8 protein-coding genes are annotated in these 13,544 nt (G+C 40.8%); all 8 read left to right on the top strand.

Annotated elements, in window-relative coordinates:
- Nucleotides 1-7: 7 nt before the first annotated feature.
- Complete coding sequence (locus ACP45E_RS21290) at nucleotides 8-2,260, top strand: hypothetical protein (protein ID WP_241824370.1); 2,253 nt, start codon at nucleotides 8-10, stop codon at nucleotides 2,258-2,260.
- Nucleotides 2,260-2,919, top strand: coding sequence for an OmpA family protein (locus tag ACP45E_RS21285; RefSeq protein ID WP_017034431.1), 660 nt, complete (start codon nucleotides 2,260-2,262; stop codon nucleotides 2,917-2,919). Before ACP45E_RS21290 ends, ACP45E_RS21285 begins: the two co-directional genes overlap by 1 nt.
- Nucleotides 2,906-4,954, top strand: a complete 2,049-nt coding sequence (locus tag ACP45E_RS21280; protein ID WP_017037112.1) for an EH signature domain-containing protein — start codon at nucleotides 2,906-2,908, stop codon at nucleotides 4,952-4,954. The genes ACP45E_RS21285 and ACP45E_RS21280 overlap by 14 nt, the downstream gene beginning before the upstream one ends.
- Before the next feature lie 9 nt (nucleotides 4,955-4,963).
- Nucleotides 4,964-6,085: a CRISPR-associated ring nuclease Csm6 gene (gene csm6, locus ACP45E_RS21275; RefSeq protein ID WP_017037111.1), complete on the top strand. Its 1,122-nt coding sequence runs from the start codon at nucleotides 4,964-4,966 to the stop codon at nucleotides 6,083-6,085.
- Between the two features lie 34 nt (nucleotides 6,086-6,119).
- Entirely contained in the window at nucleotides 6,120-8,918 is a 2,799-nt protein-coding gene (locus ACP45E_RS21270; protein ID WP_017034434.1) for an AAA family ATPase, read from the top strand.
- Nucleotides 8,918-10,336 carry a DUF7017 domain-containing protein gene (locus ACP45E_RS21265; RefSeq protein ID WP_017034435.1) on the top strand — a complete coding sequence of 473 codons (1,419 nt, stop codon included), beginning with the start codon at nucleotides 8,918-8,920 and terminating at the stop codon, nucleotides 10,334-10,336. Before ACP45E_RS21270 ends, ACP45E_RS21265 begins: the two co-directional genes overlap by 1 nt.
- Before the next feature lie 109 nt (nucleotides 10,337-10,445).
- Nucleotides 10,446-10,976 (top strand): single-stranded DNA-binding protein, encoded by a 531-nt coding sequence (ssb, locus tag ACP45E_RS21260; protein WP_017037110.1) that lies wholly within the window; start codon nucleotides 10,446-10,448, stop codon nucleotides 10,974-10,976.
- Between the two features lie 170 nt (nucleotides 10,977-11,146).
- The coding region (gene hsdR, locus ACP45E_RS21255) for a type I restriction-modification system endonuclease (RefSeq protein ID WP_069585517.1) at nucleotides 11,147-13,544 on the top strand (2,398 nt) is incomplete at its 3' end.

The raw sequence follows: 13,544 nt of genomic DNA, 5'->3' as shown, positions 1-13,544 counted from the left end.
GATCACTATGTCACCAATATTGTCAATAATTACATCCTCTATCGCGTTTATTAGTACAGAGATGATCGTCTCTGCTATTTTGATAATTTTTGCGTTCTCTTTCTATAGGAGCATTCTTGATCAAAGGAGCAACAAGTTTTTCCTTAATGAGCTATCTAAAACCGCTGATAAACAGCAAGATGGTCTTTTTAAAATTGATGAATTGACTCAATCTCAACAAGATTGGTTAATGACCCATCTACTTATTAATGAAAAAAACAACGAAACCATTTCTGTTGAGACGAAAGGTGACCTCTTGGTTTCCAAGTCCTCACTAAGTGCGATGCTACCTCAGGTAGACCAAAGCAAATACAAGTTGATCCCTGCAATCTTAACAAGCATCGGTATTACAGGAACCTTTATCGGTATTACTCTAGGGTTAAGCGAATTCTCGATGGGGGGCGGCTCAAAAGAGCTATTGTCAACAGCGATGCAGCTGCTCGAGGGCATGAATACAGCATTCTATACTTCCTTGGTCGGTCTACTATGCTCTGCAATGTTTATGATTTGGATGAAAATTTCGTCTCATACGTTAAACACGACCCAAGAGTATTTCGCACAGCACTTAGCCCACAACTACGTTGAGGTGAGTGCGATTGATTATCTAAAAAATCTATCTAATGATGGACAGCAAGGCGTAATTGAAGCGCAGCATCGCTCAGCTCTAGCAATGGAACAGTTAGGCAGCAACATGGCTACGATGATGTCGAAATTTGAGTCGTTAGCAAATGGCTTTAACTCGAAGGATATCGCTGATGCAGTTTCTGGGGCGGTAACCCACTCTATTGAAAAAGAACTAGCGCCAGTACTTACCCAGGTTAGAGATGAACTCACTTCGCTTAAAGATATAAAAGAACAAAACCAAAAAGAGCTACTTCAAGAAATAATCTCTGAAATGAAGACTGAACTAATCACACCGGTTGTAGTAGAGCTAAAGAAAACATCTGAGGCCGTGACAGCAAGTAATAAAGTGTCTGAAGAGCTAAACAAAAATGTAGAGCAAGTCATTTCCAGTACTGCAAATACAGTCGAAACTATTAACGAATTCCAAAAAGAAACCATGGTGAAACTTCAGGAGTTTGCCGGTTCTTTGAAGACGATTCTTTCTAGCTTTAAAGAAGATACTCAAGGTGCAATGTCTACGATTGCAACAGAAGTACAATCAATGTTAGAGGGCGCTTCAACAGGGCTTGCACAACAAAGAGATGCGTTTGAAAGCAGTGCTACTAAAGCGGCTGATGCGTTTGAAGGCATTAAAAGCTCAATGGAGAGTGCGCTTGATGAAAGGCAAGAAAAAGAGAAATCATTATTTAATGGTGTGGAAAATCGAATTGATGAACTGATTAAAGGTTCGAGTGACGTATTCAAACAACAAACAGACTCTTTTGAAGCTAGCTCAGCAAGAGCTGCATCTGCATTTGAAGAGATCAAAACATCAATGGACAGCGCATTAAATGAAAGACAAGAAAAAGAGAAAGTACTGTTCGATGGTGTTGAAGCCCGAATTGACTCTTTGATCAAAGGTTCTAGTGACGCGTTTACAAAACAAACCGAAGTGTTGAAAACGGTCGGTGAAGAAGCTTCAACATTAATGACTTCAGCTAAAGATGAATTACAAGCAGGTCTTGGTGATATTGACAGTAAAGTACAATCAATGTCGACCACAGTACAAACCGAGCTAGAAGCGTTCCGCAAACAGTATCAAGACAACCTAACGGCCTATTTCAAAGAACAAAATGAACTTCTTGAGTCAAACTTAGGGAAGCAGCGTGATGGCCTAAACGGCGTTGTAGACAATTTCCGTACGGTCTTTGAGCAAGAGTATAAAACACGCCACAACCTTTTAGCTGATTTGACGGCTCAACACGAACATCTACAAAAATCAGCAGAAACAGTTGAACGCGTTGTTAAAGCCATAGGCCTCAATGAAGCGTCTAAAATGGCAGAGCTTCAAGAAGCAGCTCATACAATGAGCTTAGAAATTGCCAAGCTAAAACGTGAATACGTAAATGCATCTAAAGCCTTTAGTGATGTTGCTAATGAACTACCAAAAGCTATGGATAGCTATTTCTCTCGAGCTAATGATAGCTTTGAAGTGTTCTTTAAAGACTTCGATGAATCAGCAAGTAAGATTCATAACAAATTATCACAAGCGGCAGGGTACCTAATTAACTCTCAAGTTCAACGTAAAGAGTTTGAGGCAGATGAGGTGAATGCTTAATGTCTATATTGCGTAGCAATCAGGCGAACAGCGAAACAGACGAGTCAGGGGTCTGGCTCTCTGTTGGTGACCTAATGTCTGTACTTTTGATGATTTTCGCATTGTTGTTAATCAGCGCGTTGGTACAAATTTCAGAGGTTCATGAAGAGAGCCAGAATACCAGAATAGTGATCATTAAAGATATTAACGATGCATTAGAAAGTGCTGGGATAGAAGTTAATGCTGACCCAAGCACTGGTGATATATCAATCATGGATTCGATATTGTTTGATGTGAATGACTATCGATTGAAGTCTTCGGGGAAGCAGTTTTTAAATGAGTTTGTACCTATCTATACTAATGTAATTTTTCAAACGGAAGCGACTGCGGATGAAATATCGCGAATAGTCATCGAAGGGCACTCAAGCTCGGAAGGACTATTTGAGAGAAATATGTCTTTAAGTGTACTTCGTGCGAATAGCGTGTCGACGTATATTAGTAGTATGGAATTCAAAAACAAATCAGGATTTTTTGAAAAGGTGGCTATTTCAGGTCGTGGTCCCATTGAAGCGAATCAATCTAAAGCCGAGCCAAGTGATCGTAAAGTAAAGTTTCGATTCCAATTTAGAGACGATGAGTTTCTTGGTTACTTTTCAGAGGTGAAACGTGTCAGCCAGTAACCTGTTTACTTTCGATTTACCTCGCGTACCAAATAATAATAGCGTCGAAGTTCTCTCATTTGATGAGTACTACGAAATGGCGATTGCTGATATGCCGTTGCCTCAATTTCCGCCAAGAACCATGGCACAACTCGTCGCACTTGTAGACCAAGGTAAAGCTAGTGAAATTTCGGTACTAGAGTGGCTTGATATCATAGAAAATGATCACCACTGGCAAGGATTAGACAAAGACCAAGAATTTGATGCTAGCCGTGCAATTTGGTTAGCGATTTGTACCAATGGTGTATTAGGTAATATTGCATTTTTTAAAGCAGGTTTAGCCGTTGAGGGTCAGCCAACAACTATGGTGAAACCTTTATTGGATTCAATGGACATAGTTAGTAGTGTTCCTGGACTAAACGTCATTACTCAACAAAAAATTGGCTGGATAGCTGCCATCAAAGAATCTGATTGGTTAGGTCTTGCAAAGCAGTGCTATGTAAACAAACAGTCTCCGGTTCATTGGGTTAAAAAACTGATGATGCCTAATGCAAATTATTACGTTGATAATTTAGGTAAGTACTTAATTGATTGTTCGCCTGTTACTCTAACAGGTGATGATCAAACATGGTTGGAAAGTTGTTTTCATTCACTAAAAACGACTCAACAGCGCGTAGAGTATTGCCAAAAATTACTCGCCAAATACAGTGCTAATCTTGGCAATGGAATTGTAAAGTCACTCATAGAAGAGCACTGCCTACCTAATAGCGAGCACTCTTTTTGGTACTACTTCGATCAGCCTTCGATAGATAGACTGAAAACACTCTTTAAGCTTTCTGATTACTATGAACTAAAGTCTTTAGTGACTCAGCTATGTAGCGATGAATGTTCGGCCCAGTTAAATATTACCGAGCAACAAATAAAACAGATGCGTGGTCGTACAGATTTTTGGTCTAACTATAGTACGAGATTTGACCGTATTCGGGTTTTACTGCCGCAAAAGAGTCATGATGTGTTAACAGAAGCTGGTGTTCGCCTTACAAGCCAAGTCGACGTTTACAAAAACAATGATCCTTTGAATGTAGAAGTATTTATTTTTGCCCTTGGAAAGCTCATTGTGGTTGAAGTGCTTAGAGGTGAATTGGGCGAAACGAGGTTCTATAAAAATAACAAATGGAATGCAGAGCGACTGTTTAGCGGAAGTTTCAATTCTATCGCAGAAATTCGAGAACTTGCTCAGGTTGAAGTACATGATCATGTCTTAGCTTGGCAGTATTTCTGTGAAAAACTTCTACGTACTAAGTTTAAAGTCCTACCAAATGAAAATACGAGTGCGTTTAAAGGGATGAGTAGGAAATTTGGTCAGTACTCTACGAAAACAGGTTTACCGAAGCCGGACACGCTAGCTTTAAATGATCGAGCTAGAATGCTTGAGGAATGGCTAGAGAAATTCTGGTCGTTTGAGTTCCAAACTACGAAGTACTCTACTACACCTGCCTCAAAGGAGAGTACCCAAACGTTAGCTAAAGCTCAGGTACAAAACCAACTGGGTGACGATGAGTCATACAAAGAACTACTTAGCGTAGCGTCTAAGCAAGGTAATACAGAAGCTATGTATCGTTATGGGGTTGCACTGGTTAAAGGCACAAACTCTGAGCGCAAAGAAGGTGAAAGAAATATACTTAAGAGTGCTCAAAAAGGGCATAAGTCAGCGGAAGATTTTATTCAAAAGTTTGGAATTTCTGAGTACGCTGAAATGCGTCCAATATTCAAAGATAGTCTAAAGAAAATCAATGCTTCTGAGAAAATATGGATTGGCTTCCATATGCAAAGAGGTTGGGTAGAGTTGGACAGAACTTTAAAGGAAAACAGACCGGAATCAAATGGCACAATGATTTTTGTTGAACTACAAGCAGGAAAAATGTTTTTCGAAGAAAAATCTAGATGGAAAGAACCACTATTTATTTTTGGACCAAACTACATCGATAGCGCGAGTGATACGCAGTTAAAAGAATTAGAAGTGATATTGACTCGTTATAAAGTAAAACTGAGATAGTACGTACCTATGAAAAACATCCTACTCGCTACAACGGGCACAAGCCCGCAAGTTCTTACAGAAACTCTGTTTGCCATTCACCAAAGTGGCCGACCATTTCCTGATGAAATCTACGTAATCACAACACGTAGTAGCAAGCCCGTATTAGCAAATGGCTTATTTCGAGACGGGCATTTTCAAGCGCTACTAGATGAATACAATATGCCGCCAGTTAAGTTTGATGAAAGCCACATCTGGCTCATAGAAGATGATAACGGTAACAGTATTGATGATGCCAAATCCATCGATGATCAAACCTACATGGCCGATTTCATCACTCACAAAGTGTATGAGTTGACTCAAGATGACAATGTTGCCATTCATGCCTCACTCGCTGGTGGACGTAAAACGATGGCATTCTACTTTGGCTATGCTATGTCGCTGTTTGGACGAGAGCAAGACACGTTAAGCCACGTTTTTGTGGATGATGAATACGAATTCGTACGTGATTTTTGGTACCCAACCAAGCAGCCTAAATGGGTAACAGGCAAGAATGGGCAGGGTGAAGTAGATGTGAGTAAAGCCAGTATAACCCTTGCTGAAATTCCGTTTGTACGTATGCGAAGCTCTGTTGATCCAAGCTTAATCTCTTCAATGGAAAAGTTCTCGTTTAGTCAAACCGTGGGAATGCTCAATGCCAGTCACAACGAAGACTTAAGCGTTACCATTCGAAAGAAAGCTAAGTTGATCTCTGTTGTTGGCGTAGACATTAAACTCACGGCAAAAGAGTGTGCCTTTTATCTATGGTTACTGGAAAAAGAAGATTCAGGAGTTTTAGTCGATAGAGGTTTTGATTCAGATGCAACCTGCAGCAAAGAGTTTTTAAATACCTACCTTGAGATAGCCAAAGACCCACGCGTTTTTGAGACTTTCAAAACAACACCTGAAGATTTCAAAGACGGAGATTTTAGCTCGCTAGTCGGTATGGCTCGTGAGTTCTTACAACCGATATGCTCAACCATAAATCGTAAGCTTAAAAACGCACTGCCCTCGCAAACCTCAGATAAACTTGAAATTCAGTCACTATCAGAAGGCCATAATCAGCGTTACATCATCACCCTAAAAAACAATAATTGTAATATTAGTCAATAGATTGACTAACTTAATTAGATATTCAGGCGGTTTTATGGCTAATTCTAACTTCTCTTTTATAGACTCAGAATACCCAAAATTAAGTAAACTAGGTAAACAAGCAGAAGCAAATATACATTGTGATCCTCAGACTGCTGCATTTAAGCTACGTGCATATTCGGAGTTGTTGGTAGGGTATATCTATCATCACTTACAAATAGATCAGTCTGTTGACTCTCTGCTGGAGCGCTTACAAAATCAAACTTTTCGACATGCAGTACCTCAAGAGATTCAAGGAAAGTTACATGCTATACGTAAACAGGGAAATAAGGCCGTTCATAACGAGCTTGAGCTTACTGTTGAAGACGCATTATGGCTCCTTGAAGAGGCCTACTTAGTTGGACGTTGGTTTATACAGACAATGCAAGGTAGCTATGTTTTTGTTCCCTCCTTTACCACACCAGAAAGTAATGATGATGCACTCAACAATCTACGTTTAAACAATAAGAAATTATTAGTTGAGGCGGGTGAACGAGCATCTGTCATTAAGCAGACAGAAAGAGAGTTAGAAGAGATAAAAAAGGAACTAGAACAAAGTCGAGCCGTCCAGTTGTCATTAGCGGAAGCTGAGGAGTCAATTAGACAGTTTCAACGCTCGGGGAAAGATGCTGCAAACAGTTTTAATCTAAAGATGGAAGAAACTCGATCGCGAGTCTCTATTACGGAAGAGTTTTCCGACATTAAACTTACTGTAGACCAACAAAGAGCGCTTAGTTCTATAGACCAATTTATCCGTACGAGTGATTTAGATGCTTTTTTGTTACACGGCTACGCTGGAACAGGTAAAACATTTATTACAAAAGGGATTGTCAGCTATCTGAATAATCTTGGTCGTCATTGTGTATTGCTCTCGCCAACAGGTAAGGCTGCAAAAGTATTGACTGAAAAGACAGGTCAAAGTGCATCAACTATACATAGTGAAATTTATGACTTTAGAGATGCCCACCTGAAGGATGAGAACGACGACCGTTTACCCGTTGCACCTGTTAAGCAGAATTTTGATAGTGAAGAAACCATATATATTGTTGATGAAGCCTCTATGGTGTCAGATAGTTATTCATTTACAGAAAGCCTTCAGTTTGGTTCGGGATACTTACTCAAAGATCTGGTTGACTATAGTAAAAAATCAATTGAAAACACTAATAGTAATACACGAAGAAAGATAATATTTATTGGTGACCACGCCCAATTGCCTCCTGTAGGTATGAAAATCAGCCCTGCATTATCGAGTGAATATTTAGTAGAACATCATCACTTGAAATTAGTTGAGGAGACTCTCAGAGAAGTTGTAAGACAAAAATCTTCGAGCGGTGTGTTAGAAAATGCAACAACACTTAGAAATGCCATTGAAAGTGACGTGTTCAACCAGTTGAACTTTGTTTCAGAACAGGCGGATGTTGAATCAATTCAATCTTCAGAGATCATTGATAGGTATATGCATTTGTGCGAGGGAAAGATCGCCAAAACGAAAGAAGTTATGCTTGTAGCATCGTCTAACCGTATTGTTGCAAGCTATAATTTACAGTGCCGTCAGCGTTTCTTCCCCAATCAGCCCGAGATATGTGTAGGTGACAAAGTAATCTCAGTTGCAAACCATTATCGAAATGACATAGATGTGACTAATGGCGATTTTGGTTTGGTTACACAGGTTTTACCTGGTATTGAAAGAAAAACAGTCACCTTTAGAAAAAAGGTAGATGGAAAAACCGAAAATGTAACAGTTAAATTAGCTTTCCGAGATGTAGAATTACTGTTTAGAAACAAGGCAAATACCCCTCAACGGCTTAGAGCCAAAATCTTGGAAAACTTGCTGTATAACGATGAGCCATCACTATCAGTGGATGAATCTCGCGCTCTCAACGTTGATTTTTTGAAGCGCAATAGCGACTTAACACGTAAAGGTTTTGAAGATCAGCTTAAACTAGCGCGTAAGTCTGATGAGTATTTGAATGCATTTAAAGTAAAGTTTGGCTATGCCATTACCTGCCATAAAGCTCAAGGTAGTGAGTGGGAACATGTATTAGTTAACTGTAACTCTCATTTAAATTACCTTTGTAAAGACTATTTTAGATGGCTGTATACGGCGATTACTCGTACGTCAAAGGTGTTGTATGTAGTTGATGAACCGAAGATTAAGCTTGGAGGAGGCTCAACTATTGTAGGGGCAAATATTTTAGTTAAACAGACGGATGTCCATGACGAACTGGAAGATTTAGAAGTTGAAGAACTTCAGCGTTTTGACATATCAACTCAGGAACCTCTGAAGATAGCGTTATTACGCAAAGTTAAATCCTGCCTAAAGAACTCAAATGTCGAAATTTTAGCTATTCACCATCATAACTACCAAGAGTTATATATTCTAAATTGCGGAGAGTCTAACGCAGAAGTTCAGTTTGTTTACAACGGTAAAAACAGAGTTTCCTCAGTGCAGGTTAGAGGCGGGAGCCCAATCCAAGAGGATCTTGAGTCTAGATTCAGCTCGATTAAAGGAAGTATATTTTCCGCGACATCATCGACTACCACTGAAAGGGAGAGCTTTGATTTTGATGAAGAATTTTTATCTGATTTTTATAATCGCGTATGTGAGGTATTTAAACCACATAGCATTGAAATCGTAAATATTACTCAAAATCCATGGAATCAACGTTATACGTTTTCTCAAAACCATGAAACAGCTGTCGTCGATTTCTATTACAACGGAAAACAACAATTTAAGAAAGTGATGCCAATGCCAAACTTGAGTAGCTCTAAGGTCTTACTAAACACAGTCTTAGAAATTTGGAGTCACGCATAATGTCTGAACAACCATTTCGAACGGTAACCAATCTACGAAAAGCGGGTCAACTACAAGAAGCTTGGAATCTAGGGTTTCAGGCTTTAGAGGACAGCCCTAATGACGCATATTTAAAAGGTGCGTTATTTTGGGTTTGTTATGAGTACCTTAAGCAGCACCAAGAAAAAATATCAAGTCGAGCATCGTCTTCAGGAAACTTCAGGCCGAATAACCAAGAATTTGAACAGATAGAACGATTACTTCAAACCATTATGAATTTGGCGATACCAACAGGTGGGCTTGAATATAAAATGCTCCTTGTTCAGTTTCGAAAAAACTTAGAGTGGTTTCCTAGTTTGGTACATTGTGTTTTAAGGCATCAAGGGGCATTGTTTGATGACGATGCAATGCAGCCGTTTCAGGCGGAAAAAGGCGAAGTACCAAGCTTAATGCTTTCCACGACAAGACAAGTAATAGCGGCATGGCTACGCGCTAGAGCGGAATGGCAGATAGAGTTACCCCGTGTCATTGAGTTGATCAATTTAACGAAGGAAAGGGTAGCAGATACTAAGCACCTAGTATGGATTGATTACGATTTTGCAAAATGTTTGATCGTTACTAGCCAATTTGAACAGGCAAGGAGCTTAATATTACCAATACTAAGGAAAAAGCAAAAAGAGTCATGGGCGTGGGGAGCTTTGGCTGCCACGTACCGATTGGAAGACAAAGAACTAGCGATTAAGTTCTTCGCAAAAGGCATTGTTTCGGCGCATGACGTCACATTTAGCTTACGCCTATTGATTGGTATTGTTCCATTGTTGGTTGAAAAAAAACAGATGATAGAGGCGTCGATGTGTGTAAAAACAGCGCTTTCGGCATATCAGTCAAATGGCTGGAAAATAAAACCTGAACTTGAGCGACTTTCTCAAAGCCAATGGTACGATCAAAACGTAAAGTATGAACAGCTTAATACCTACTTGAACTCAATGTGTGTTGATGCACTCGATTATTTACATGGTCCTGTAAAGAGGGTGATAGGCCTAGTTGAAAACATACATAAGTCGGAGAAAGGTTTCCATGCGTTCGTAAATAAATCAACTTCATACTCTGTTCGTATGGGAGTTCACAAAGGAAAAGGTAGCCCCGATGTTGGTGGGTATGTGGAACTATCACTTTCAGAGAGAGACGGCGAAGCAGAAGTCGTGGCTTCAGTACCTTGTAAAGAGGTTATTATTGAAGATGTTTCCCACGTCGAGGGGCAATTAAGAGTTGCTCCTAAGGGTTTTGGATTTATCGAAGATACATTTGTTCCAGCCTTTGTCATTGGCGATATTCCTGAGCAAACTAATGTGAAAGCACTACGGGTTATGACGTGGGATAAGGTGAAGTCCCGCTATAGCTGGAAAGCGATAAAACTTACCCCTACAGCAATAATCTAATAGACAGTTTGAGGCGACGTGAACTCACAAGCTTGTAAAACCGAACCCGAGCCAAGATAGGCATATAATTTGTTAACTAATATATGGTCGCAGTTTCAAAGGAAATAAAATGGCGAGTCGCGGTGTAAATAAAGTTATTTTGGTTGGTAACTTAGGGCGGAGCCCAGAAATGAAAACATTTTCCAACGGGGAGCAAGTAGCACAACTCAGTGTCGCTACTTCTGAAAGCTGGAAAGACAAAAACACGGAGCAAATGCGTGAAAAGAGTGAGTGGCATCGTGTTTCTGTGTTTGGGAATTCAGCGAGCTATATTGAACAATTCGCTCAAAAAGGGAGCCAGGTCTATTTGGAAGGTCAACTGCAAACACGCAAATGGCAAGATCAAAATGGACAAGACCGTTACACAACTGAAGTGGTGGTACGCTGGCCAGTGGGGTCTATTCAAATAGTTGGCCGTTCAGGTAACGGTAACACTTCGAAACAGCAAGTAGATGATGCACCACAATTTAGACCCGATCCATCTGTCCCTATTTCATCTGCAACAGGGTTTAGTCAAACCCCTAATCAGGGCGAGTCGATTTCTTCAAATATGAATACGGTTCCTAACTGGGATGACATGGATGATGATATCCCATTTTAGAAGCTGATTGAACTTAGCCTAAGCTTTTGGGTTTAGGCTACCCAATAACCCCCTATATTACTGACAAACATCAATAATATTAATGGAATATCTGATATTCCTTAGCTATCAACTCATATTATAAACAGAATACTGTATACTCCGACAAGGCCAAACGTTTAGGTGCATCTATGCAAAAGTCGAATTTTGAGTTTCTCCGTACAATCAACCTTAATATGTTTAATGCGCTGCTATCTGCAGAGCAGAATCTTCATAACGATCCCAACATCACGCTAGTAAAGCTGAGAATGTTTGGTGAGATGTGTGCGCAAAGTATTGCCACAAGTATGAACATTTCTCTTCCAGAGCAGCAAGTGGATCTTATTAAAGCGCTACGTGAAACGAATAAACTGACTAGCCTAATTGAACCATTTCAACAGATACGAATTTATGGGAATAAAGCGGTTCATAAAAACTACTCAAATCCCAATGATGCTGCGCGAGTTTTAGGCTTTGCTCATCATGTGGCATTTTGGTATTTCAAATTAAGAAGTGGTCAATTTAAAGAGCCAACACCCGTATTTGTTTGCCCTCAACCGCAACAGCAAGGTATAGCATTAGAAGAGCTAGAAGCACTAAAGCAGCAGCTTAAGTCTTACCGTGAGCAAAGTGCGAATACTGAAGAAGCAATAAATCATAAACAAGACAAGATTGTAGACCTAAAGGGCTATATCTCTATCTTAGAGAGTCAGAAAACCGAAACGGAGCAACAAGCCCAAGATCGTATTGCAGCATTAGAAGCAAAGCTCCTCGAACAGAAACAGCGATTTGAAGCACTCAGCCAAGACCAACAAAAAGCGCAAGTTGTTGAGTTTGAATCTGGGCTCAAAAAGAACAAATTTGAACTCACTGAAGCCGAAACCCGCTTCATTATTGATGGTCAGCTTAGACAAGCTGGCTGGGAGGCGGACAGCGAAAAACTGACGTTCAGTAACGGCACGCGCCCGCAGCCAGGTAGGAATATGGCGATTGCTGAATGGGTCATCGATGCTGATCAACATAAAGCTGATTACGTTCTCTTCATCGGCCTACAACCTGTTGCTATTGTAGAAGCGAAGAAGAAATCTTTGAGTGTGCAAGACGCACTGCCACAGGCGAAATACTACGCTGAAAACTTTAACTACCAAGAACACGCTGAAGAAAACGAACTGGTGTTTGTTGGTGGTGCATCAGCAACAGCAAAACCAGCCGTTAAAAAACGCCCAACGTTAAGTTTAAATAAAGTCGCAGAAGAGACCAAGGCGACGTATCAAGCTGCTAATAATGAGTTAAGAGAACAAGACAAACTCAAGCCTATTTCTTTTATCTACAGTGCTAACGGTCGAGAATATCTTCAGCAGATAAAAAGCCAAAGTGGTATCTGGTGCGCTAACGCCGATGGAACCCAGCAGCGGGTATTAAGCGCGTTCCACTCACCAAAAGATATACAAGCCAAATTACGCAAAGATCGTAAGAAAGCACTCAACTGGTTAGACACGCACGACAAAAAAGAGCTCGACCTCTTCAAACCCTCTGAGCTTGCCGTTGATGCCATTGAAGATGCAATCGAAGCCGGGCAAGAGAACCTACTCGTCGCCATGGCAACAGGTACAGGTAAAACCCGTGTCGCAGGGGCTACCATGTACCGCTTGCTCACCTCTGGTTTGTGCCGCAACGCGCTATTCTTGGTTGATAGACGTTCACTAGGCACACAAGCGGTAAACTCGTTTAAAGAGTACCGCATTCGCCAAATGCCACTGGCAGACCACTATAACCTCTATGAGTTGGGTGAAAAAACCGACCAAGCAGGCGATAAACCGTGGATCCAAATTGCGACCGTTCAATCGCTTTCACTAATGCTACAAAGTGAGAATAACCCGCTTACTCCAGGCATGTACGACTGCATCATTGTGGACGAAGCGCACCGCGGTTACAACGAAGACGCCGAGCAAACCGAAGGTGAAATGCTGTTTAGAGATCAAGCAGAATATCAATCGAAATACCGCCAAGTGATCGACTACTTTGACGCTCTGAAGATCGGCTTAACCGCAACGCCTGCCACTAACACCATGAAAATCTTTGGTAAACCTATTTACGAGTATCGCTTTAATCAAGCGGTATTAGATGGTCGCTTGGTTGACCAAGAGCCGCCAATCATCATTGATACAGAATTGACCCAACAGGGCGTTCAATTTGATAAAGGTGCCACCGTCGAGCAGCTAGTGGATGGAGAGATCATAGAAGGCGTACTGCCAGAAGAGCTCAATATTGATATCTCAGGCTTTAACCGAAAAGTGCTGGTTCCTGAATTTAATCGAGCGGTGTGTAACGCACTACCCGAATATATCGATCCCACGCAGGCCGCTAAAACACTGGTCTTTTGTGTCAACGACATTCACGCTGACGAAGTAGTGAACATGCTACGTGACACCTACCGAGATAAGCTTGGTGACGAGGTCGATGACGCAATTATTAAGATCACCGGTAAATCCGCCAGTGGTGACAGCAAACAGATAGAATCACTCATCACGCGCTATCGTAAAGAGCGGC

It is taken from the genome of Vibrio genomosp. F10 str. 9ZD137 (genome assembly GCF_049974785.1).
Taxonomy (GTDB): Bacteria; Pseudomonadota; Gammaproteobacteria; order Enterobacterales; family Vibrionaceae; genus Vibrio.
The sequence above is the reverse complement of the archived record's forward strand: the minus strand, read 5'-3'. Positions and strand labels throughout refer to the sequence as shown.